General features: G+C 72.9%; 17 protein-coding genes. 8 read left to right on the top strand and 9 right to left on the bottom strand.

Annotation, left to right across the window (positions count from 1 at the left end):
• The first annotated feature begins 381 nt into the window (after positions 1 to 381).
• The 6 genes from FRCN3DRAFT_RS46475 to FRCN3DRAFT_RS46490 are packed head-to-tail and all read left to right on the top strand — an operon-like array spanning position 382 to position 8,249.
• Entirely contained in the window at positions 382 to 1,992 is a 1,611-nt protein-coding gene (locus tag FRCN3DRAFT_RS46475; RefSeq protein WP_007509300.1) for a wax ester/triacylglycerol synthase domain-containing protein, read from the top strand.
• A gap of 18 nt (positions 1,993 to 2,010) precedes the next feature.
• Positions 2,011 to 3,177 carry a prephenate dehydrogenase/arogenate dehydrogenase family protein gene (locus FRCN3DRAFT_RS46480; RefSeq protein ID WP_007509299.1) on the top strand — a complete coding sequence of 389 codons (1,167 nt, stop codon included), beginning with the start codon at positions 2,011 to 2,013 and terminating at the stop codon, positions 3,175 to 3,177.
• Positions 3,174 to 4,298, top strand: a complete 1,125-nt coding sequence (gene pdhA, locus FRCN3DRAFT_RS0226925) for a pyruvate dehydrogenase (acetyl-transferring) E1 component subunit alpha (RefSeq protein ID WP_007509298.1) — start codon at positions 3,174 to 3,176, stop codon at positions 4,296 to 4,298. Before FRCN3DRAFT_RS46480 ends, pdhA begins: the two co-directional genes overlap by 4 nt.
• The gene (locus tag FRCN3DRAFT_RS0226930; protein WP_007509296.1) at positions 4,295 to 5,398 is read left to right on the top strand and encodes an alpha-ketoacid dehydrogenase subunit beta; all 1,104 of its coding nucleotides are present in this window, start codon (positions 4,295 to 4,297) and stop codon (positions 5,396 to 5,398) included. Before pdhA ends, FRCN3DRAFT_RS0226930 begins: the two co-directional genes overlap by 4 nt.
• On the top strand, positions 5,395 to 6,780 hold the full coding sequence (locus tag FRCN3DRAFT_RS46485; RefSeq protein WP_051466380.1) for a dihydrolipoamide acetyltransferase family protein: 1,386 nt from the start codon (positions 5,395 to 5,397) through the stop codon (positions 6,778 to 6,780). Before FRCN3DRAFT_RS0226930 ends, FRCN3DRAFT_RS46485 begins: the two co-directional genes overlap by 4 nt.
• A 35-nt stretch (positions 6,781 to 6,815) precedes the next feature.
• Positions 6,816 to 8,249, top strand: coding sequence for a 4-hydroxyphenylacetate 3-hydroxylase family protein (locus tag FRCN3DRAFT_RS46490; RefSeq protein WP_007518471.1), 1,434 nt, complete (start codon positions 6,816 to 6,818; stop codon positions 8,247 to 8,249).
• 753 nt (positions 8,250 to 9,002) lie between these two features.
• Here FRCN3DRAFT_RS46490 and FRCN3DRAFT_RS0226945 read toward each other — a convergent pair.
• The 8 genes from FRCN3DRAFT_RS0226945 to FRCN3DRAFT_RS0226980 form a co-directional block, all read right to left on the bottom strand.
• A complete protein-coding gene (locus FRCN3DRAFT_RS0226945; protein ID WP_007518470.1) occupies positions 9,003 to 9,329 on the bottom strand; it encodes a DMT family transporter in 327 nt (108 codons plus the stop codon).
• Between the two features lie 117 nt (positions 9,330 to 9,446).
• Positions 9,447 to 10,583, bottom strand: coding sequence for an AIM24 family protein (locus FRCN3DRAFT_RS49880; RefSeq protein WP_007518469.1), 1,137 nt, complete (start codon positions 10,581 to 10,583; stop codon positions 9,447 to 9,449).
• A 65-nt stretch (positions 10,584 to 10,648) separates the two neighbouring features.
• Positions 10,649 to 11,341, bottom strand: coding sequence for an AIM24 family protein (locus tag FRCN3DRAFT_RS0226955; RefSeq protein ID WP_007518468.1), 693 nt, complete (start codon positions 11,339 to 11,341; stop codon positions 10,649 to 10,651).
• A gap of 72 nt (positions 11,342 to 11,413) precedes the next feature.
• On the bottom strand, positions 11,414 to 12,859 hold the full coding sequence (locus FRCN3DRAFT_RS0226960) for a TerD family protein (RefSeq protein ID WP_007518467.1): 1,446 nt from the start codon (positions 12,857 to 12,859) through the stop codon (positions 11,414 to 11,416).
• Between the two features lie 153 nt (positions 12,860 to 13,012).
• The gene (locus tag FRCN3DRAFT_RS49885; RefSeq protein ID WP_007518466.1) at positions 13,013 to 13,882 is read right to left on the bottom strand and encodes a hypothetical protein; all 870 of its coding nucleotides are present in this window, start codon (positions 13,880 to 13,882) and stop codon (positions 13,013 to 13,015) included.
• The gene (locus tag FRCN3DRAFT_RS0226970; protein WP_007518465.1) at positions 13,879 to 14,775 is read right to left on the bottom strand and encodes an ABC transporter permease; all 897 of its coding nucleotides are present in this window, start codon (positions 14,773 to 14,775) and stop codon (positions 13,879 to 13,881) included. The genes FRCN3DRAFT_RS49885 and FRCN3DRAFT_RS0226970 overlap by 4 nt, the downstream gene beginning before the upstream one ends.
• A gap of 43 nt (positions 14,776 to 14,818) precedes the next feature.
• Complete coding sequence (locus tag FRCN3DRAFT_RS0226975) at positions 14,819 to 15,772, bottom strand: ABC transporter ATP-binding protein (protein WP_007518464.1); 954 nt, start codon at positions 15,770 to 15,772, stop codon at positions 14,819 to 14,821.
• A 450-nt stretch (positions 15,773 to 16,222) separates the two neighbouring features.
• Complete coding sequence (locus FRCN3DRAFT_RS0226980; protein ID WP_007518463.1) at positions 16,223 to 16,867, bottom strand: DUF6308 family protein; 645 nt, start codon at positions 16,865 to 16,867, stop codon at positions 16,223 to 16,225.
• A gap of 428 nt (positions 16,868 to 17,295) precedes the next feature.
• Between FRCN3DRAFT_RS0226980 and FRCN3DRAFT_RS0226985 the strand changes: the two genes are divergently transcribed.
• Positions 17,296 to 18,243 carry a PhzF family phenazine biosynthesis protein gene (locus FRCN3DRAFT_RS0226985; RefSeq protein ID WP_007518462.1) on the top strand — a complete coding sequence of 316 codons (948 nt, stop codon included), beginning with the start codon at positions 17,296 to 17,298 and terminating at the stop codon, positions 18,241 to 18,243.
• On the opposite strand, the gene ileS is transcribed toward FRCN3DRAFT_RS0226985, so the two are convergent.
• On the bottom strand, positions 18,240 to 21,539 hold the full coding sequence (gene ileS, locus FRCN3DRAFT_RS0226990; RefSeq protein ID WP_007518461.1) for an isoleucine--tRNA ligase: 3,300 nt from the start codon (positions 21,537 to 21,539) through the stop codon (positions 18,240 to 18,242). The genes FRCN3DRAFT_RS0226985 and ileS overlap by 4 nt on opposite strands.
• 580 nt (positions 21,540 to 22,119) lie before the next feature.
• Between ileS and FRCN3DRAFT_RS46505 the strand changes: the two genes are divergently transcribed.
• Complete coding sequence (locus FRCN3DRAFT_RS46505; RefSeq protein ID WP_007518460.1) at positions 22,120 to 23,307, top strand: class I SAM-dependent methyltransferase; 1,188 nt, start codon at positions 22,120 to 22,122, stop codon at positions 23,305 to 23,307.
• Positions 23,308 to 23,376: the final 69 nt, after the last annotated feature.

The raw sequence follows: 23,376 nt of genomic DNA on the forward strand, positions 1-23,376 counted from the left end.
TCTCCGGCCGCCCGAGCTCCCTGTCTAGTATCTGTCCTCGGCCCGGGGTTGCCAACACCCGGGCCCGAACCTTCCAAAGCCGTAGACAATGCCATCTCCCCAGGTCAGAGCGCTGCCCGCACCCAACCGTTCCCGGGCGCCCTGGGAGCGGACTCCCAGGCGGACCAGGAAAGACCGGGATCACTTGCCGGATTTTTCCCAGGTCCGGGGACCGCCGCCCACCTATATTCATCCTTGTCGTTCGGCTTACGACCGGCATCGCCGCACGGTCGGCACCCCGCCGCCGCCGCACGCCGGAGGTAAACCGGTTTCCAGCTCAGCCAGGGAGCCAGTCGTGAAAATCGCGCGGCGAACCGTCTGCGTTATCCAGGGCGGTCCGCGATGACAAGGTCGGGCGGCGAGACGGAAAGGCGCGAGCGGGCCACGGCGATCGCCGGCGGCCACGCGGACGCGCGAGCCCTCACCGCTGTCGACAAGATCACCCTTGGATACCAGCGGGCGTATCCACGGACCCGGCTGGCGGTCGGAAACCTGCTGGTCGGCCATGGGCCGGCCCCGGAGATCCAGGAGCTGCGAGACCTGGTCGCGGACCGGGCGCGCGCCTTTCCCCCGCTGACCCACCGGGTCACGCCGGCGGGATGGGGCCGCCTGGTCTGGACGCCCGACACCGACTTCGACCCCGCGTCACACGTCCATGGGTACCGGCTGCCGGCCGGATCCGGGTTCGCCGGGCTGCGCGAGGCGATCGAGCGGCTGTCCGCCATCGAGATCTCGCTGAAGACGCCGCCGTGGCAGCTCTGGCTGCTCCATGGCGACCGTCCCGACGGCTTCGCCCTGCTCTTCCGCGGCAGCCACGCCCAGATGGACGGAGCGGCCCTGGACGTGGTCCTGGGAAAGCTGTTCGGCCAGTCCAGCCCGGAGGAGCCCCGGGCGCCTCGGCGCCCGTTGCCGGAGCAACGCCGGTACAGCCCTCTGACGGTCGGTAAGGCGCTCGCGCGCTCGGTGGGCTGGCTCGCCAGCACCACCGCGATCGCCCCGTTCACCGGGGCCCCGACCGGCGAAACCCGCCACGCCTGGCTGGAGATCGACCTTGCCAGGCTGCGGACGATCGGGCGGGCGTACGTGGCGACCGTGAACGACATCTTCCTCGCCGCGCTCGCCGGCGCCCTGCGGGCGTGGTGCCCGCCGGAAGCCGGCACCACCGGCACCACCCGGTGGGTCCGGCGGCGCGCGGTACACGCCGCGATGCCGGTCAGCACCCGTCTCGCGGCGCAGCGGGAGGTGGTGAGCAACTACCTGACCACCGTGCGGATCGCGCTGCCTTACGGCGAGGCGTCGATGCGCGGGCGGGTCGACGCGATCCGTCGGCAGACCATCCAGCTCAAGAGGAACGGAACCCCGGGGGTCGCCGAGCGCCTCTTCCTCTGGACGGTCCCGGCGCCGTTGCGGACCGCGGTGCTGTCCACCGGGATCGCCACCCGCGGCTTCGCGCTCACGGCGTCCAACCCGGCCGGCCTCACCGGTCCCTTCGAGGTCCTCGGCCGGCCGATCATCGACGCCGTCCCCGTGCCGCCCGTCCCCGCCGGCCAGCGCCTGGCGGTGCTGCTGAGCGGGCTCGACGAGCAGGTGCGCGTCGGCTTCTCGACGGACGCCTCGGTGCCCGGCCATGAACGCCTGGCCGAGCTGTTCGCCGCCGAGCTCGACGCCCTCGAGGCCGAGGCTGGCATTCACCAGGACCCGTCCGACGGCGCGGTGGCACGCCCGGTGGGCAGCCTCGTCGGGCCGACCAGCCCGAGCGCCCCGGACTCCCCCGCTACGCACTTCCCGGCCCAGGACTCTCCCGGCACGCACTCCCTCGGTACCCCCGTCCCACAGTTCCCCATCCCGCACTCCCTCGGCATCCCTGCCACGGGCTCCGACCCACGATCGGCCGACGCGCCGGTCGCGGGCACGGGCGCGGGCGCGGGCGCGACCAGCCAGACCAGACAGTGACGAAAGAGCGGTTCAGCGATGACCATGCATGCACGCCTGGTTGATCTCGTGGCGGTGACGACGCCAGACCCGGACGCCGCGTCCCCCGCCGTTCCCACGACTCCCACGTCCGCGGCCGACCTCGTGGACGCCGCGGACCTCGCGGACCTCGCGGGCCTGCGGGTCCTGGTGGTCGGTACCGGTCTGATCGGCACATCGGTCGGCATGGCGCTGCGCCGGCACGGGACCGACGTCCTGCTCTACGACCGGTACCCGGCCCAGTCCGCCGTGGCGGCCCGTCGCGGTGCCGGTCGGGTCTGGCCCTTCCCCGGCCCCCGTCAGGCCGGCCTCGCCGGGCCGCGCCCGGTCGATGCCGCGGACGCCGGCGCCCGCGGCGCGCAGGCGGACGACCCCGCGGCCGACGCGGGCGACCCCGCGGCGAGCGCCGGGCAGGCCGTCGACCACGTCGTGATCGCCGTTCCCCCGCGCGACGTGGGCCACACGCTCGTCGCCTGGCAGCGCCTGCTTCCCGGGGCGACGTTCAGCGACACGGCGTCGGTGAAGGTCGAGCCGCTGACCGACGCCGAGCGCCTCGGCGCGGACATGTCCCGGATCTGCGGCGCCCACCCGGTGGCCGGCCGCGAGCGCGGCGGTCCCGAATGGGCCGTGGCGGACCTGTTCGCCAACCGGCCCTGGGTCATCACCCCGTCGGCGGCGACGTCGCGGCTCGCCCAGCGGCACGCGAGCCTCATGGCCGTCGGCTGCGGCGCCTGGGTCGCGCACCTCGACCCGCGCACGCACGACTTCGCTCTCGGCCTGCTCAGCCATCTGCCGCACATCGTGGCCAGCGCCTTCGCGGCTCGGCTGGCGACGATGCCGGAGGACCTCGCCCGCCTCGCCGGTCCCGGCCTGATGGACTTCACCCGGATCGCGGGGGCGAACGCCGACCTCTGGACGGAGATCGTCGGAGCCAACGCGTCCCCGCTGGCGGACCTGCTCGCCGACGTCGTCGCCGACCTCGACCGGGTGCGCGACGCCCTCGGCGCGGGCGCGGTCCAGGGCAGCGGGACCGATCCGGTCGTCGAGTCGCTGTTCCGGATGGGGAACACGGGCCGCTGTCGGCTGGAGGCGGCGAAGGCCCTGCCAGCCCCTCGGACGGCCATCGACGACCACATCGGCGGTGTCGACGGGCGGATGTCCGCATGACCACCGAGGCCGCGGGCAGGCTCGACCCGCTCGTCGCCGGGCTGCTCCCCTCGCCGTCGCCGGTTCGTTTCCTCGACCCCGGCGGCGAGCCCGTCGACGAGCACGACGGCTACCGGCCACCGGCGGACGAGCTGCTGGTCCGGGCGTACGAGGCCATGACGCTGGTCCGCCGCCTCGACACCCAGGCCACGGCGCTGGCCAGGCAGGGCCGGATCGCGGCCTTCCCGTCGTCATCGGGCCAGGAGGCGTGCCAGGCCGGCGCGGCGCTGGCGCTGCGCCCGCGCGACTGGCTGTTCCCGACCTACCGGGACAGCGGCGCGCTGCTGTCGCGGGGCGTGGACCCCCTGGAGGTGCTGGCCCCTGTCCGCGGGCACCGGCACTGCGGCTACGACCCCCGCGCCCACCGGTGCGCGCCGATGAGCACGCCGCTGGCGACCCAGGCGCCGCACGGCACGGGCCTGGCCGTCGCGGCCCGCTGGCAGGGCACGGACGAGGTCGCGCTCGTCCTTCTCGGCGACGGCGCGACCAGCGAGGGTGACTTCCACGAGGCGCTGAACTTCGCCGCGGTGTTCCGCGCCCCGGTGGTGTTCCTGGTGCAGAACAACCGCTACGCGATCAGTGTCCCCGTCTCCCGGCAGAGCGCGGCGCCGTCGCTGGCCTACAAGGGCATCGGCTACGGGGTACGCGCCGAGCAGGTCGACGGCAACGACGCCGTCGCCGTCCTGTCGGTGCTGGCCGAGGCCGTGGACCACGCCCGGGCCGGCCTCGGGCCGATGCTGGTCGAGGCGCACACCTACCGCATGGGGCCGCACACCAGCGCGGACGACGCGAGCCGCTACCGGGACGACGGTGAGGTGGCGATCTGGCGGGCGCGGGACCCGATCGAACGCCTGCGGGCGTACCTGCGCGGGCGGGGCCTGCTCGACGACGCGGCCGAGGCGGCCGTCGCGGCGCGGGCGGAGGCGCTCGCCGCCCGAGTCAGGGCCGGCGTGGCCGAGGACCCGTCGGTCGAGCCGACGGAGATCCTCGACCAGGTCTACGCCGTCGCGCCGGCCTTCCTGGCCGAGCAGCGCGCGGCGCTGCTGTCCGAACTCGACGCGGAGGGCGGGGCCGCGCGATGACCACGAGCCAGCACGTCAGGCCGGGCGCCTCGTCCCCGGGCGGGCAGGTGGGCCCGGCGGGAGACGGTACGGACCGGGCGGCGGCGGTGACCATGACGCAGGCGCTCAACCGGGCGCTGCGGGACGCGATGGCGGCGGACGACCGGGTGCTGGTCCTCGGCGAGGACGTGGGCCGCCTCGGCGGCGTCTTCCGCGTCACCGACGGTCTGCAGGGCGCCTTCGGCGAGCGGCGCTGCTTCGACACACCACTGGCGGAGGCCGGGATCGTCGGGTTCGCGGTGGGCCTGGCGATGTACGGCCTGCGGCCGGTCGTGGAGCTGCAGTTCGACGCGTTCGCCTATCCGGCGTTCGAGCAGGTGGTAAGTCACGTGGCGAAGCTGGGCGCGCGCACCGCGGGCCGCCTCCGGCCGGGCATGGTGCTGCGGATCCCCTACGGCGGCGGGGTGGGCGCGGTCGAGCACCACTCCGACAGCTCGGAGGCGTACTACGCGCACACGGCCGGCCTGAAGGTCGTGACCCCGGCGACGGTCGCGGACGCCTACTCCCTGCTGCGGGACGCGATCGACGATCCCGACCCGGTGGTGTTCCTGGAGCCGAAACGGCTGTACTGGAACCGTTCACCGGTGGACCTGCCCGTGCGGACCGAGCCGCTGGGCCGGGCAGCCGTGCGTCGGACCGGGCGGGACGTGACGGTGGTGACGTACGGGGCGACCGTCCCGGTCGCGCTGGAGGCCGCCCAGGTCGCCGCCGGGCACGGCTGGGATGTCGAGGTCGTCGACCTGCGCTCGATCGTGCCGTTCGACGACGACACGGTCGTCGCCAGCGTGCGGCGCACCGGCCGCTGCGTGGTCCTGCACGAGGCCCAGGGATTCGCCGGGGTCGGCGCGGAGATCGCGGCCCGCGTCCAGGAACGCTGCTTCCACTCGCTGGCGGCGCCGGTCCTGCGGGTGACCGGGTGGGACATCCCATACCCAGCTCCGAAGCTGGAGCACCACCACCAGCCGGGCGTCGCGCGCGTCCTGGCCGCGTTCGAGCGCCTGCAGTGGGACGACGAACCGGACACCCGCTGGCTCGACACGGGCGGGGGCCTGGCGTCATGAACGGTTCGCGTGGCGGTGCCGCCACGGCCTCAGCGACCTCCACCAGTCCTGGGGCCGGCGTCGCCGAGTTCGCCGTCCCCGATCTCGGCGAGGGGCTGACCGACGCGGTCGTGGTGCGGTGGCTCGTCGAGGTCGGGGACCCGGTCGAGATCGACCAGCCGATCGTGGAGATGGAGTCGGCGAAGGCGCTCGTCGAGATTCCCTGCCCGTACGCCGGGATCGTCGAGGCCCGCCACGGCGGCGAGGGCGACGTCCTGCCGGTCGGCTCACCCCTCGTGCGGGTCCGGGAGCGGGCCGCCGCGGTCACCGACCGGCCGGCCGGTCGCACCGACCAGCCGGCCGCGCCGGCGCTCGTCGGCTTCGGCCCCGCCGCGGCGGGGCCCAGCGCGGCCAGGCGGCCGCGGCCGCCGAAGCCGGTCACCCACGCCGCCGCGGGCGATCAGGCCGCGCAAGCCGCCGACGGCACCCCGGCCACTCCGGCCAACGCGGCCAACGCGGCCAACGCCCCGAGGATCATCTCGCCCGTGGTCCGGCGGCTCGCCCAGGCCGCGGGTCTCGATCTGGCCACGGTCGCCGCCACGGCCACCGGCGCCGGCGGCGTCATCCGCCGGGCGGACGTGGAACGTCTCCTGGCCTCGCCCGGTCACGCCGAGAGCCATCCCCCGGCGTCCCCTGAGCCGCCAGCCGCGCCCGCGATCCGCCGGATTCCGCTGGCGGCCAGGCGGGTGGTCGCGGAGCGGATGACACGCAGCCGCAGGGAGATCCCGGAGGCGACGGCCTGGCGCGACGTGGACTTCACCGACCTGCTCGCGGCCCGTGAGGCGATCAACGCTGACAGCCGGGACCGGCCGGTGAGCGTGCCCGGCCTGCTGGCCAGGATCTGCGTCGCGGGGCTCGCGCGCCATCCCGAGCTCAACGCCACCGTCGACACCGAGCGGGGCGAGATCGTCCAGTATCGGTCGGTCAACCTGGGATTCGCGATCGCCGGCGCCCGGGGCCTCGTCGTCCCGGTCATCCCGAACTCCGACGCGATGACGGCGCCAGCGCTGTCCGAACGGCTCCAGGAACTGACCTCCCGGGCCCAGGCCGGCTCGTTGACTCCGGCCGAGCTCACCGCGGGCACGTTCACCATCAACAACCACGGCGCACTCGGCACGGACGGCGCGGTCCCGATCATCAACCATCCCGAGGTCGCGCAGCTCGCGGTGGGCCGGATCGCCGAGCGGCCCTGGGTCGTGGACGGCGAGATCCGACCGCGGCGGGTGGCTCAGCTCACCGTCGCCTTCGACCACCGCGCCTGCGACGGCGCACCGGTGGCCGGCTTCATCACCTTCCTGGCCCGCTGCGTCGAGCAGCCGCTTCTCATGATCTCCGAACTGTAGATCGAACTGTAGGAAAGAAGGACGAGGTACCAAAGATGGGCGCGCGAACCGGCAAGGAGTTCCTCGAGGGGCTGGTGGACGACCGCGAGGTCTGGCTGGACGGCGAACGAGTGGCCGACGTGACCGCGCATCCGCGGACCGCCGGCGCCGCCAGGACCCTCGCGGGCCTGTTCGACCTGCAGCACGAGCGGCCCGACCAGTTCCTGGCCGTGGAGCCGGAGAGCGGGGAGACGGTCGCGGTCACGCACCTGATCCCCCGCTCGGCCGCGGACCTGGCCCGCCGGCACGAGGCGATCGCCGGCATCGCCCGGCGCACCCTGGGGCTGATGGGCCGCAGCCCCGACTACCTCAACGTCACGCTCGCCGGCTTCGCCGGGCGTCCGGACGTGTTCAGGCGCGGCGGCAACGACGAGGGCACCGCCAACCTGCTCGCGTACCACCGTCAGGTCATGCGCGACGACCTTGCGCTGACCCACGCGATTGTCAACCCGACCGTCGACCGGTCGATGCCGGAGACCGCGGCCGGCGGCGGCGAGATCGTCGTCCACAAGGTGGCCGACACCTCGGAAGGGATCGTGGTGCGCGGCGCCCGGGCGCTGGCGACCCTCGCGCCGTTCGCCGACGAGATCTTCGTCTATCCCGGCTACCCGCTGGCCGAGGGCGACGAGCGCTACGCCGTGATCTTCGCCATCCCGATGTCCACGCCGGGCCTGAAGGTGCTCTGCCGGGACAGCTACTCCTCGACGGCGCCGGCGGCCGACGCGCCCCTGTCGAGCCGGTTCGACGAGCAGGACGCCGTCATCGTCTTCGACGACGTCGAGGTGCCGCGCCACCGCGTCTTCCTCGACGGCGACGTGGACCTCTACAACCGCGTCATGCAGCGGTCCGGCTGGACCGCCAACGTCATGCAGCAGACGACGATCCGGGCCGTCTCGAAGCTCCAGTTCGCCTGGGAGCTCGCGACCAGGATGGCCGGGGCCGTCAACAACACCAGCCCCGCGGCCGTTGAGATGCTCGGCGAGATCTGGAGCTACCTGGAGCTGACCCGGTCGACGCTGACCGCCGCGGAGGCCGGCGCCCACGAGTGGGGGTCGGGAACCTGGTTCTGCGCCGAGCCGCCGTTCGCGGCCCTGCGCCCCACGCTGCCCCGCTGGTTCCCCAGGGTGACCGAGATCATCAAGCTGCTGGGGAGCCACAGCCTGCTGGCCACCCCGACCCAGGCCGAGCTGGCGAACCCGCTGCTGCGCCCGCTGGTGGACCGCTACTACCAGGGCGCGAACGGCCTGCCCGCCGACGAGCGGACGGCGCTGTTCCGGCTGGCCTGGGACTTCGTCGGCACCAGCCTGGCGGGCCGCTCCGACCTGTACGAGCGGTTCTACCTCGGCTCGCCGGGCCGTTTCCTGCAGCTCGCCCAGCGCCAGGCGGCCCGCGGCGCCGACTTCGCCCTGGTCGACTCGGTCCTGTCCTGATCCTCGCCGCCCGAACGCCCGTACGGCCGCCGGGGAGGGCTGAGCATTCCCCGAACGTGACCTGCACGCTCCCGGTCCGCCCGACGTGTCTCGGTCGACCCGGTCAGCCACACACGGTGTCGAGGCATGTACGGCTGAGCGGGCCGTAGACCGCCGAAAGCAGCCCGACGGGTATGGCGGACCACAGCCCGATCCGCCCGCCACCCAGATGACCTCCCCCCGCGGCACCAGCAGACCTCGAAGCGCGGCATCTGACCGCGTCTATAGACACGCCCAGATGCCACAGTTCACCCGAGGATGATCGGACTGTGGCATCTGAGCGTGTCTATCGGCACGCTGACGTGCCACGGTTCGGCGATGGGGCGGGTGCCGCGGGTGATCGGGCGGAGTCTCAGGCGCCAGGAATGCGGAGACTCCGCCCGATCACGTAGTGGTGGGCGACGCGCCCGCGGGCTGGCGGGCACCGCCGCCCCCGAGCCGCGGCGGTGCCCCCCAGCGGCGCGCTTCCCGCTCGCGGCCTGAGCAGGAAGCACGCTGCCATGTCGGACGCCACCGCCTGGCGAGACGTTGCGCGATCGATCGGTCCAGTCCGGACCAATCCAGGCTGGACCGAGCCGAGCCGGATCAACCACAGCGGGCCTGGCCAAAGCCAACCGAGCCAGATCGAGCCGGATCGGAGCGACAACGACGGCGAACCGCCGGTATCGCTCGCGCGGCGGACGTGCCAGTGAGCGATGCCGGCGAGAGCGGGACTCAGCGGTGGCTGCCACCGAGCTGAAGACCGATGACGCCGAGGATGATGAAGGCGAGGCCGCCGGCCTTGAGGACGGTCATCTCCTCTTTGAAAGCCAGCACGCCGATGACGGCGACGATCGCGGTACCGACGCCGGACCAGATGGCGTACGCGACCGCGAGCGAGATCGTGCGCAGCGCCCGGGAGAGCAGGTAGAACGACACCGGGTAGCAGGTCGCGACCACCAGGGTCGGCCAGAGTTTGGTGAAGCCGTTGGACTGGCGCAGCGCCGTCGTCGCCACGATCTCCAGCCCGATGGCCAGGGCAAGCTGCAGGGCCGCGATCACTAGCCGACCCTAGCCGGCAAACATGCTGGTCGCGGGCGGCATTTCGGCCATGTCACGCGGCATTCAGCCGACGTCCTCGCGACCGCCGGGACGCGGTCGCGAGGACGGCCGGGACGGTTACCAGGGGCGACCGCCGGGCCCACCGGGCTGCCCGAACAAGCCGCCGAGAGCGCCGCCAAAGCCGCCCTGCAGATGGCCGGGCTGGCCGGAGCCGTGCGGGTTGCCCTGCCCGCCGAGCCGGTTGCCGGCGAAGCCGCCCTGGCCGACGCCGAACAGGCCGGCCGCGCCGCCGCCGGACAACGCCTGGTACGGCGGCAGCAGCTCACTCGGCTGAATGATCGCGTAACCATCGCCAGCGAACGACATCTGCCAGCTCTCGCCCGTGTTGCCGCGCGGCTTCCACGCCGACGAGGACGTCACGGCGGCCTCCATGGAGACCTGCAGACCGCTCGACCAGCCGACGACCGCGTCCGCGTCGGCGAAGTAGTAGTTCTGCGGCGTGACCCGCATGACCAGCGGCGCGCCGGTGGTGCACAGCGCGACCTTGCCTGAGCCGGTCAGCTCGACCTGGTAGCTGCCGACGCCCGCGATGCCGACGTCGCTCTGGATCCGGACGATGTTCCAGTTCAGGCTCATGTCGAAGGCGAGCACGTTGCGCCCGTCGATGGTCACGCCGTCGCGGCCGTCCAGGTCGAGCAGGAAGATGTCCTGCGCCTGGTAGGCGAGGAAGACGCTGCCCGCGCCGGACACCTTCATCAGATGCAGGCCTTCGCCGTCGCCGAAGAGGTGGCTGAAGTGCCCGGCCCAGCCCTCCCACTGCCCGTCGAACTGGGCGGCGCCCTGGTAGGCGACCATCGAGCCGGCGCGCGCGAAGAACTCGCGCATGCCCTGGGCGCCGAGCGTCGCCTTGAGCATCTTGCCGTTCTGCAGCGTGAACCGCTCGCCGCTGGCCACCTCGGGGTTGTCGAGCAGCGAGCTGCGGATCCCGGCGCTCGGGTTGCCGCCCGGCATGCCACCCATCCCGGCCGGCGGGGGCGGCATGCCGGGGGGCATGCCGCCTGGCGGCGGTGGCATGCCCGGAGGCATCCCACCTGGCGGCGGCGGGAAGCCAGCGCCAGGGGGCGGCGGGTAGCCACCTGGCTGAGGCGGATAGCCGCCACCGGGCGGCGGCGGGTAGCCACCTGGCTGAGGCGGATAGCCCCCTCCGGGGGGCGGCGGGTAGCCGTGGCCGGGCGGCGGCGGTGGGTAGCTCATGACGTCGTCCTTCCAGCCACGGCGGGGCCAGCGGCGGACCTGCTGACGGTGGGCGGCACGGGTCGTCAGCCCCGGACCGCGAAGTTCGGGCGCTCGTCCTCGCTCGGCTGCACGACGACGAAGCCCTGGCCGTGGAAGCCGAGCTGGAACGCCTCGCCGGAGCCGCGGCCGAACATGCTGCCGAAGCCGGCGGTGCGCCGCTTTTCGATGCTCAGGCCCTCGGTGTAGGCGACCAGCGCGTCGGTGTCGACGAAGGTCGGCGCCTCGCGGGTGTCAAGCATGATCGGGTTGCCCTTGGAGACCATCGCGACCCAGCCCGCGCCCTGGGTGTTGTTGCGGATGACCACGTTGAACATGCCCATGCCCGACAGCATGGTCACGCCCTTCACCCGCTCGATCCCCCACTGCAGGCTGGCGTCGAACGCGAGGATGTTCTTGCCGTTTACCGACACGGCCTCACCCGGGGTGAGCTGCAGGACGATGACGTCCTTGCCGTAGTCGGCGAGGTAGAGCAGGCCCTGGCCGCGCGCCGTCATCAGCGGCACACCCTCGCCGGTGGCCCAGCTGGAGGCCAGCCGGCGCACCTCCGGCGGCTGCGGGTCGAACTCGATCAGGCCCTCGTAGCCGATCATCGAGCCGGACCGCGCGAACAGGTCGAAGCCCGGCCACATGACCACCTTGGCGATCTTCGACCCGTGCTTGCTCATCCGGTCCATGACCGGGGTCGGGCCGTAGTGCTGAATCAGCTGTCCCTGCACCGCGGGCTCCTCGTCTGCGTCTGCGCCGCCCGCGTCATCGCGGGACACCTACGGGTCTCGGCCATCGCGGGCTCACACCTCGTACGGCTGGACGACGATGAAGTGGCCGCCGCCCATCCCCTGGAACTGCAGGTTGTGGGACTCGCCGCTGGCCGTGTGGTAGACCTGCCGCGAGATCCGGACCTGCGACGACACGCTGACGCGCATCCCGACGGTCCAGGCGACCAGCGCGTTGATGTCCCCGAACGTCGGCCCCTGCACGGGCAGCGTCATCGGCGTGCCCTTCGTCATCACGACGATGGTGCCCGGGCCGGACATCTCGAAATGGAAGATGCCGCCGCCCGGGATGCCGGCGCTCTCGATCCGCTTGACCTCGCTGGTGATCGTCGCGTCGAAGGCCAGCACGTTCTTGGTGTTGACGCACAGCTTCTGGCCGGGGCCGAGCTCGACGATGTGCAGGTCGGACGCGTCCTGGGCGAGGAACACCTCGCCTTGGCCCTTGCAGGTCATGAGCTTCAGGCCCTGCCCGGTGAGCTTCTCCTCGATCATCCCGCGCAGGCCGCGGCTCTTGTAGTCGAACTCGATGTTGCCCTGGTAGGCGACCATCGCGCCCCGCAATGCCATCGCGTCCTCGCCGAGGCGGACCTTGACCAGCTTGCTGTTCTGCTGCACCCAGCGGCCCTGTGCCTGGTTCTCGGCATACGAGGTGAGGCTCGCCATCGCGCCCGGCGGCACCGGCTGCGCCTGCGACGGCGGTGGCTCCTTGTACAGGTTCACCAGCGGCGACGCGGCGCCGGCCGCCGCGGCCGGCGGCTGGCCATAGCCCGGCGCCTGGGGCGCGGCGGGTGCCGGCGGGCGCGCGGCCGGTCCACCGGGGGGCGGCGCGAAGCCACCAGCCGGAGCGGGCGGCGGGGCGAAGCCACCGGCCGGAGCGGGGGGCGGCGGGGCGAAGCCACCCGCCGCCGGCGCGGGCGGCGGCGCGGGCGCCGGGTCCTCGACCTCGCCGCCGAAGGAACGGATGAGCTCCGCGAGCCCGCCGGCGAAGCCCTGCCCGTTCGCGGTGACCCGCCAGACGCCCTTGCGGTACACGTCGCCGATCATGACGGCGCGCTCGGAGGTGAAGTCGGCCCCGGTGAACGGGTACCGCATCACCTCCTGGCCGCCGACGACGATCCGGAAGTAGCCGGAGGTGATCTGGCTCGCGCTGCCGGCGCCGTCGAGCGCAGCGCAGAACGACAGCTTGTGGATCGAGGGCGGCACCGCGTCGAGGGTGAGCCGGAACGACTCGGTGTCGCCCGACTGGGCGCCAAGCTGCTGGATCGAGCCCTCAGGCGACTTCGGCTGGTTGAAGAAGACGAAGTAGCGGTCGTCGGAGAGCCGGTCGTTCGCGTCCAGGCCGAAGCAGGAGATGTCCCAGCTGGTGCCCGGAGCGTTGACCTGGATACCGATGTAGAGGTCGGTACCCTGCGTGATCGCGGACAGCTGGCTCTTCTGACCTCGACCGAACTGCGTGACCACGCTGTTCCTCCCGCCGCGCCCTACGATTCCAGCCGGCCCAGACCCCGGCGCGGATCCCCGCGCCACGGCCGCCGGACGCCGACTCCGCCGATGTGACCATCCCCATGGTCGCACCGCAGGCGAGCACCCGATGTGGACCGGACTGACCGGAACCTAACAGTCCGGGTCCCGGGTCACCGCATCACCCGACGCCACTGTGGTGTCAGCCGGCGGACAACGCGGGTCCGCCGGGCCGGCGGCGCTGGCGCCGGTACGACCAGAACCGTTTGGTGCCGCGCCATGCGAGGCGGCGCCGTTCGGGCCGGCGCCGGCCGGGGCACCGCCGTCGGTGGCCGAGACACCGCCGTCGGTGGCGGGCGCGGGTGGCTCGTCGTCGGCGAACGGCAGCGGCGGCGGCTGGAAGGCGGACGCCGCGGCGAACACCGCGTCCGGCTCAGCCGGCGCCCCCGGCTCGGCCACCAGCTCGTCGGTTCCGCCCCAGCCCCGGCCACGCGGCCAGGGCGCCGGCAGCCACAGCGACAGGGCCAGTACCAGCAGGGCCACCACCGGCAGCACCAGGTACAGGCCGGTCGCGCGCACCCGCATGTCGACCAGGTCGATGACGTAGTTGCCCGCGTTCGGCGGCAGCTTGTCCAGCACGCCCGGCGAACGGATCAGGTGGCCGATCCAGCCGGCGAGCAGGGAGCCCGCGAATCCGCCGACGGTGAGTCCCACGGGCACCGGCCAGCCGCCGTCGGCCGCCTTGAGGCGGGCCAGCACGCCAGCGGCGATGCCAGCGCCCAGGCAGATGAACCCGAAGATCGCGTCGATGTCGGCCTGCGTGGTGAACGCGTTCTCGCTGCCGCTGATGCTGGCCGCGACGTCCAGGTGCGGCGCGGTCGCCGCCCACAGCAGGCCCAGCAGCGGCCCGGCGGCGGTGAGCGCCAGCAGGCAGACGATCCCGGCGCGCACCCCGGGACGCCGGTACAGCCCGGCGAACCACCCGGCGAGGCCGGCGAGGAGCGGCCCGAACTGCTGGTTCACGCAGTCCCGGCCCGGCGCAGCGCCCCGGCGGCGGCCGCCAGGGTGATGACGGCGACGAGGGCGCACACGCCCAGGTCGAGGGCGACGATGCCCCAGCGGGCCGACGGCAGGAACGTCTCTGAGAGGGCGTCGACGGCGTAGCTGCTCGGCAGCACGTCGCGTACCAGCCAGCCGACGCCCGGCAGGCGGTCCGACGGGATGATCCCGAGGAAGAGCACGATGCTCATGCCAAGCTGGCCGGCGACCGTGGCGAGCTCGGGACGGGGCGCGAGCAGCCCCGCCGCGGCGCCGATGCCCGCGAGGCTGGCGCCGGCGAGCAGCGCCACCGGTGCGAGGACCCAAAGGCCGGACAGCGGAAGGCCGAACAGCAGGGCGCCGGTGACGGCGGTGACGATGACCCCGGGGACGGCGAACGTCGCGTAGGAGGCGGCCGTGCCGAGCACGACGGCGGTGCCGGGCACCGGCAGCGTCAGGTAGTAGTCGAGCGCGCCGGCGGCGCGCAGCGCGCCGAACCGCTGCGCGAGCAGGTTCAGCGCGACGAACGCGACCACGAGCACGGTGCACCCGGCGACGACCTGGGCGCAGGTGGTGACGTCGGAGATGCTCACGACGCCGCGCAGCAGCAGGAGGATGCCCACCGACTGCAGCGTGGCGACGAACATCAGCGGCATGCGAGCGACCCTGCCGCGCGAGAGCTGCCCCCGGTAGACGGCGACGAACGCCACCGAAAACGAGGTGCGCCCCGGCACCGCGGGGACTACCGGCACGCCCACCGGCCCGGCGCCAGCGCCAGCGCCAGCGGCGGCGCTCGCTACCGGGGAGGTCTGGGAGCCGCCGGTCACGCGGGCCGGCACTGCGGGGATGCCGCCGTGGGCGACGGGGGCCACAGTCACCGGGGCACCAGCCCAGGCCGGGGGCCGCGCGCGTGGATGGGGGTCATGTGCGCTCCAGGTCGCGGGAGGTGCCGCCGAGCGACAGGTAGACGTCTTCGAGGGACGGCGTCGCCAGGCTGAAGTCGTCGAGGGCGGCGAACGCCGGGCCGGTGGTGAGCAGGGCGAGCGCCTCCCGGGCGCGCTCCGGCGTCATCCGGACCGTCCAGCGCCGGCCCGCGCGGCTCGCCTCGGCGCCGAGCCAGCGCACGGTCGGGTCGTCGGCCGGCGGGTCCTGGCGCCAGGCGAGCTCGAGGCGCACGTCCGCGTCGACCAGGGCCTTGAGGCGGCCGGGGGTGTCACAGGCGATCACCCGGCCGGCGTCGAGCACCGCCACCCGGTCGAGCACCGTCTCCGCCTCCAGCACGTTGTGGGTGATGAGGACCACCGTCACACCGGCCTCGTCGCGCCGCCGCCGCAGCGAGGCCCAGACCGCCCGTCGGCTGCGCGGGTCGAGCCCGGTCGTGGGCTCATCCAACACCAATACCGGGCGGGAGCCGACCAGTGCCGTCGCGACGCAGGCGAGCCGGCGCTGGCCGCCGGAGAGCTTCCCGAGCGGCCGGTCGGCGACGCCGGTCAGCTCGAGCTCGTCGAGCACGGCGTCCCGTTCGGCCCTGGCTGCGGCCTTCGTCAGGCCGCGCATCCGGCCGGTGGTCTCGATCGCGATGGCGACCGGCAGCTCGGCCAGCGCGAGGTCGCTCTGGCCGAGGTAGGCGACCAGCCGCGCCGGCAGGTCGGGCCGGGCGACGACATCGTGCCCGAACAGCTCGATGCTGCCCTCGTCCGGGCGCAGCAGCCCCATCAGCTGCCGCACGAGCGTCGTCTTCCCCGCCCCGTTCGGCCCGAGAATCCCGAACACCTCGCCCGCGGGGACGTCAAGGTCGACACGGTCGTTGGCGACCACGACCGTGTCCCCTGTCCGGTGCCGTCGGGTCAGACCCCGGACGGCGAAACTACGCACTCGCCCATTCTCCCGTACGACGGGCGTCGTTCGTACGGCCGCTCTGTCCGGAACGTCACTCGCCGGCCCACACGCCGTGCCACCTCGGGGCCGCACGGCCGCGGACGGGGCAGACATCACACTGTTCGAACGTCACTGAACACACATCCGTGCCCCAGAAACGTCCTATAGGCCTCGACATCACGCCATCGCCGTTGGTGAGCATCAAGCGCAACCGAGCCCAAGAGGTGACGGCGCATCAGCGCCGGCACCAGACCAACCACGTCCTGTGCCCGGAGCCAGTCCAACTCGGAAATATGCCTTCACCCGGATCCACCCGGGGAGGGCGCTCAGCGCCCGACGGCCGCGCCCTGCCGGATCGCGAAGCCGGGGTCCCTGCCGGATCGCCGGAGGCGATCTGGGAGGTCTGCTGGGAGGTCTGGGGCGCGGAGCGTCCGCCACGGGACGGCCTCAGACGGCGCTGCTCATCCAGACGACGATGTCGAGCATCCGCAGCGCGGTGACGGGCGGGCCGCCGCCGGGGACGAGGGTGGCCAACCGCTGGAACTCCGCGGCGTTCTCGCGCAGGTCGTACTGCATGGCGCGGACGAGCAGCTGCATGTACTCGCGCCAGGAACGGCCGTCCTTCGGCGCCGCCGGGACGCAGTTCTCATGCTGGTAGAAGATCCGTACCTTGGAGTCGAACAGCGGCACGAGGGCGGGCCGCTTGCGGTGCAGCACCTTGGCGATGAGTGAGCCCTTGACGTCGCGGTCGACGACGTCAGGGTCGTCCAGCGGGTCGTAGAGCGCGGCGACCAGGTCCAGGGTGACGTCGTCCGCCTCGATCAGCTCGATCCCGGGCGGCAGCTTGTCCAGCGCGCGCTGGAGCAGCGGCAGCAGCGCGGTCAGGGTGTGCAGCCGGTCGATGTCCACGCCGACGCCCAGCAGGCAGGGTGCGAGCAGGTCCCCGGTGCAGAGCAGGTCCGAGTCGCCGTTCGTCACCAGGCCGTCGTAGTACGGGTAGGCGTAGCGCAGCCCACGCTTGCGTGGTCCCAGGTACTCCTCGAGCAGGCTCTCCGCGTCGAAGACCTCCCGGGTGCCCATCGCCAGCTTCACCGAAAGCTCCTCATCCCTCACGTCGGGTGCCGTTCTTGGCACACGGGCGTCGGCGGCCGGTCGGCTGTGAGGGCGTTCTCCCCCGATACCGGGCTGCGCGGCGCCAGTTTCCCAAACAGTACGGCCGAGCGTGGCACTCTGTGACCATCCGTCGGGATCGTCACTGATCGCCCCGAGCACCCGGCGGCGATCCCCGCACGCCACTTTGGCGGGTACGGGCATCTCATCATCTCCCGACCCGCCATCCCCGGGAAGTACCGGTTACCGCCCCGCGAACGCGCGGCCCAACAGTTCCGGACCGTCCCGTTTGACCAGTCCCGGTTGACCAATCCCGTTTGACCGGTCCGTTCGGCCGTCAACGGTGTCGCGTGGGCGCGGCTACCGGGAGCCAGCCACGACGGGCCACCGCGATGTGGTGACGTAGCGGTATGAACGAGCTCTCAACCGAGGTCATCACGATCAGCGCGTGCCTTCGGGGCGGAAGCGGCGGAAGCGGCGGAAGCGGCGGCAGCCCCACCGCGGTCGTCGTGGACGGCCGCGGGCTCGGTGACGCGGAGCTCGCGCGGATTCCCGCGCGGATGGGCACCTCACACGTCGCGGTCGTCGCCCCGCGCACCGGTGCGCGGGGCGAGCGGGGTGTCCGGTTCTTCACGGCAACGGGCGAGCTACCCGGATGCGGCCACGGAACGGTGGCGGCGATCGCCCTCCTCACCGTCCAGGAGGCGGGGCTCCCGGAGGGAGCGCAGGCAGCGACGGCCGCGGCAGCGGCCGTGGGCAAGGACTTCCAGGGCCTGCTGCGCGTGGCTGGACGGGACGTCGAGGCCACCGGCGTGCTCGCCGCCGGATCCGGCGGCGCCGTGGTGGAGGCCTGGTTCGACCAGGGTCTGGTGGACCACCGCGCCGCCACCGCCTTCGAACGCGACGCGTTCCTGGCCGCTCTCGGCCTGGAACCGGACGCGCTGCACCCCGAGGACGACGTGTCCATCGCCTCGCCCGGCCGGGAGCGCCTGATGATCCCCGTCACCGACCGCGCCGTCCTGGCCGGCATCCGGCCGGATCAGGACCGGCTGGCCGCCGAGAGCCGTCGCCATGGGCAGCTCGGCTGCTTCGTGTACGTCCCGCCGTCCCTCACCGAGCCGACCGCCGCGGCACGCATGTTCGCCCCGGCCATCGGCGTACCGGAGGACGTCGCCAACGCCAACAGCAGCGGCTGCCTGGCCGCCCATCTCCTCCTTAGCGGCCACGACTCGACCGTCGCCGTCGATCAGGGCGACGCCCTCGGACACCCATCCACCGTCCACGCCGCCGCCACCCGCACCCCGCGCGGCATCACCACCCGGGTCGGCGGCACGGCCCGCGTCCTGCCCAGCCGCTAGCTGGCCGCTGGTTCCGCGACGCCGAGGGCGAAGGTGACGCCCAGCTCGTCGGCGGTGTGGTGGATGCCGGCCGGAAGGGCGCCCTCGACGAAGCGGACGGCCAGGACCTCGTCGGCGACCGCGGCGGCGTGCTCGCGCAGCGCCAGGGCGGTCGACGCTCTTGAGGCGGTCCACCAGACGTCGATGCGGTCGGTGATCTGCAGGCCGGAGCTCTTGCGGGCGTCCTGCAGGACGCGGACGACGTCGCGGGCGAGGCCCGCGCGGGCGAGCTCGGGGGTGATCTCCAGGTCGAGCGCGACCGACAGGCCGGACTCGGAGGTGACCGCCCAGCCCTGCCTCGGCGTCTCGGTGACGATCAGCTCGTCGCCGGAGAGCTCGACCCGCTCGCCGTCGACCTCGACCTGGAGCACCCCGTCGGCCGGGAGGCCCGCGGCGGCCACTGCCGCGGCGACGACGGGCGTGCGCTTGCCGAACCGGCGGCCCAGCGCCCGGAAGTTCGGCTTGACGGTGACGTCGACGACGTCGGCGGTCGCGCCCTCGACGCCCGCGACGTTGAGCTCGTCGGCGATCTGCGCGCGCAGCTCGGCGGGCAGCGCCTCGAACGCGGCGCCGCCGACGACGGCGCGCGGCAACGGCTGGCGGGTGCGGACCGCGCTCGACGCGCGGGCCGCGCGGCCGAGCTCGACGATCCGGCGGACCAGGTCCATCTGCTCGGACAGCGTCTCGTCCACCCATTCGGCGGGCAGCTGCGGCCAGGTCGCCAGATGCACCGAGTCCGGCGCGCCCGGCGCCGCCGCGAACAGCCGCGCCCACAGCCAGTCGGTGAGGAACGGGGCGAACGGCGCCATCGCCCTCGTCACGCCGTCCAGGCAGCGGTACAGCGTGTCCAGCGCGTCCGGGTCGCCGTCCCAGAAGCGGCGCCGCGAGCGGCGGACGTACCAGTTCGACAGGTCGTCGATGAACCGGGTCAGCCGCCGGCCGGCGCGCAGCGAGTCGAAGCCCTCCAGCGCCTCGTCCACCTCGCGGACCGTCGCCGCCAGCTCCGAGAGCGCCCAGCGGTCGAGCACCGGCCGCTCGGCGGGCGCCCGGCCGGGCGCCGCCGCGGGGTCCCAGTGCGCGGCGGAGGCGTAGAGGGCGAAGAACGAGGCGGTGTTCCAGTAGGTCAGCAGGACCTTGCGGACGATGTCCTCGATCGCCTCGTGGCCGACGCGGCGGTCCGACCACGGCGAGCCGCCGGCGAGCATGAGCCAGCGGACCGCGTCCGCGCCGTGCTGCTCGAACAGCGCGAACGGGTCGAGGACGTTGCCCAGGTGCTTCGACATCTTGCGGCCCTCGGCGTCGAGCAGCAGGCCGAGGCACAGCACGGTCTCGTAGCTCGACTGGTCGAAGACCAGCGTCCCGATGGCCATCAGGGTGTAGAACCAGCCGCGGGTCTGGTCGATGGCCTCGCAGATGTACCGCGCCGGGTAGTGCTTCTCGAACTCGGCCTGGTTGCGGTGCGGGGCACCCCACTGGGCGAACGGCATCGCGCCGCTGTCGTACCAGACGTCGATCACCTCGGGCACGCGGCGCGCGGTGCCGCCGCAGCCGGCCCGCTGGCAGGGCAGCGTCACCTCGTCGACGAACGGGCGGTGCGGGTCGAGGCCGGACAGGTCGCGGCCGGTGAGCGTCGAGAGCTCGGCGAGCGAGCTGACACAGGTCAGGTGAGCGGGGTCGTTCTCGCAGCGCCAGATGGGCAGCGGGGTGCCCCAGTAGCGGTTGCGCGACAGCGCCCAGTCGACGTTGCCCCGCAGCCACTCGCCGTAGCGGCCGTGCTTGATCCGGTCCGGGTGCCAGTCGGTCTTCTCGTTCTCCTCGACGAGCCGGTCGCGGACCGCCGTCGTCCGGATGTACCAGCTCGGGAGCGGGTAGTAGATCAGCGGTGTGTGGCAGCGCCAGCAGTGCGGGTAGCTGTGCACGTAGCTGGTGCCCCGCCAGAGCAGCCCGCGGGCCGCCAGGTCGGCGGACAGCGGCGCGTCGGCGTCCTTGAAGAACATCCCGCCGACGAGCGGGACCTCGGGCAGGAACCGGCCGTTCGAGCCGATCGGGTTGACGACCGGCAGGCCGTTCGCCCGGCAGACCGCGAGGTCCTCGGCGCCGAACGCCGGCGACTGGTGGACCAGGCCGGTGCCGTCGGTGGTGGTGACGTAGTCGGCGAGCAGGACCGAGTGCGGGGCGGCGGGGGTGGCGCCGGCGGCGTGCCGGCCGACGACGCCGTCGGCGCCCGGCTCGAAGCGGGCGGCGTCGAGCAGCTCGAACGGGCGGCGGTAGCGGGTGCCGGCGAGCTGGGCGCCGGTCAGCCGGTCGACGACCTCGGCGTCCTCGGCGGCGTCTCCCAGCGCGGCCGCCAGCAGTGGCTCGGCGACGACGAGGTGCTCGCCGGCGGCGGTGCGGGCCAGGACGTAGGTGACGTCGGGGTGGGCGGCGACGGCGGTGTTGGAGACGAGCGTCCAGGGCGTGGTCGTCCAGACGAGCAGCTTGGCGTCCCGTTCCGGGGTGAAGATGCCCTCAGGCCCGGTGCCAGCCACGACCGGGAAGCGGACGTAGACCGACGGGTCGGCGACATCCTTGTAGCCCTGGGAGACCTCGTGGTCGGACAGCGGCGTCTCGTCGCGGGGGCAGTACGGCGTGACGCGGAAGTCCTCGACCAGCAGGCCCTTGTCGAAGATCTGCCCCAACGACCACCACACCGACTCGATGTAGGAGGTGTCCATCGTGCGGTAGGCGCCGTCGAGGTCGACCCAGTAGCCCATCCGCTCGGTCATCGCCGAGAAGTCGGCGACGTGGCGCAGCACCGACTCGCGGCAGCGGGCGTTGAACTCGGCGATCCCGAACTTCTCGATGTCGCTCTTGCTGGTGAAGCCGAGCTCCTTCTCCACCGCGAGTTCGACGGGAAGACCGTGGCAGTCCCAGCCGGCCTTGCGGGGAACGTGATAGCCCTTCATCGTCCGGTAGCGCGGGAAGATGTCCTTGAACACCCGCGCCTCGACGTGATGGGCGCCCGGCTTGCCGTTGGCGGTCGGTGGGCCCTCGTAGAACATCCACAGCGGCGCGTCGGCACTCGCCCGCAGCGAACGTTCGAAGACCTTGCTGTCACGCCAGCGGTCGAGCGTCTCCTGCTCGAACTCCGGCAGGTCGACCTTCGCCGGCAACGGCGCGAACACCGCCGGGCGGGCGGCGGCAGGCGCGTGAGACGTGGCGGCCGCGGTGTTGGCGGACGTGGTGGCTGGGGTGCTGGTGGGTGTGGGGGTGCTCATCGCTGTGGGGTCCCGGTCTCCGTCGGACGTGGCAGTTCCGGCGGAGGGACGACGCCACTCCATTCCCAGGGCCGCTAACGGCCTCGGGGTGGGCGGGGCACCGCGGTACCACCCTCCTTGCGCGCCGCCAGGTCTCGGACCCGCGACGGCCACTCGTTCGCGCCACGGCTGCCGGATCTACTGACGCCCCGGATCGCTTCAACGTCCCAGGAACGCGTTCTCCCGACGGCTCCGGGGTGATGTTCACGACGCGCTGGCCACCGGGCTTCCACCGTCCCCGGCTCGCTCAGTACCTGTTGGATCCAGGTACCTGTTGGATCTAGGCCGCGCCTGCCGCTACTCGTCCCCATCGACGCCTTGCCGCTGGCTTGCTGCGCCCAGCCTAGCCGAACCGCCGCCGGGCTGGCACCGGGGTTTCCCGCAAGATCACGTCGCGCGGATGGCGCTGAGCCGCCTCCCGGGGTTTCGGCGACGGTCACGTCGACGTTCCCCGGGCCGTACCCGCGCGGTCATATTCTTTGTCATGCAAAAAGTCGGCACTTTCCGGGGCAGCCCGGACGGACGCTGAGGACCGGTGAGGATGAGCACGTCGACGTGGGAGCGGTTCGCCAAGAAGCTGCGGCAGGCGAGCCAGCGGAAGTCGGTGCGGACGCCGTTCGGAGTCCGAATGTCGGACGGCTCATCGTTCCAGGTCGGTGACGGCGAGCCACGGTTCTGGCTCGAAAGCCGGGGCAGCGCCGGAGACCGGGCGCTGTCGTCGATGGACCTGTTCCAGGTGGGTGACGCGTTCATCGCCGGCGCGTTCGACATCGACGGCGACGTGGTGGCGGCCTTTGCCGCGCGCAGGGTTTTCTCCGATTTCCACCCGATCGTCTGGATCAGGCGGTTCGCGCCGCTGGCGCTCGGCGCGCGCGGCCGGCGCAAGAAGGACGACGAGGCGATCGCCGCGCACTACGACGAGGACGCCGACTTCTTCCGCACGTTCCTCGACAGCGAGTTCCGCTGCTACACGCATGGGGTCTTCACCGCGGACGCCGAGCCGCTGGAAGCCGCGATGGCGAACAAGATGCGCTACGCCTACGACGCGCTGGCGCTCAGGCCGGGGGCGCGGGTGCTCGAGGTCGGCGGCGGCTGGGGGGCGTTCCTGCAGTACGGCTCCGAGCAGGGCGCGCGGGTGACCTCCCTCACCCTGTCGAGGGCGTCCGAGATGTTCATGAACGACCTCGCCAAGGAGCGCGGTTACGAGGAGGCCACCGTCGTGCGCCAGCACCTGTTCGCCTACGAGGGCGCGGGCGAGACGTACGACGCGCTGGTGAACATGGGCGTCACCGAGCACCTGCCCGACTACGAGACGACGCTGCGCAGGTACGCCGCGCTGGTCCGCCCCGGCGGGCGGGTCTATCTGGACGCGGTGGCGATGCGCCGCAAGCACCACCTGTCCAGCTTCATGAGCCGGCACATCTACCCGGGCCGGTCGACCCCGATGGTGCTGCACGACTATCTGGCCTGCGTGGCGAGGTCAGGGCAGTTCCGGGTGCGGACCGTGATCGAGGACACCCACAACTACATGCTGACCTGCCAGGCCTGGGCGCTGCGGCTCGACGCCGCCCGTGAGCAGATCGTCGAGCGCTGGGGACAGGAGGTGTACCTGAAGTTCCGCGCCTTCCTGTGGGGCTCGACCGCCGGTTTCGTCACCGGCCAGCTGGAGGCCTACCGCGTCGTCCTCGAGCGCCTCGGCACCCCCGACCCCACCCCGTCGGCCGCCTGACCGCCTGACCGCCTCCGCCGTCAAACCGCGCGGCGGGGTTTGTGATGTCGTTCTGGCAAGCCAGGCACG

Source organism: Pseudofrankia saprophytica (assembly GCF_000235425.2).
GTDB classification, from domain to species: Bacteria; Actinomycetota; Actinomycetes; order Frankiales; family Frankiaceae; genus Pseudofrankia; species Pseudofrankia saprophytica.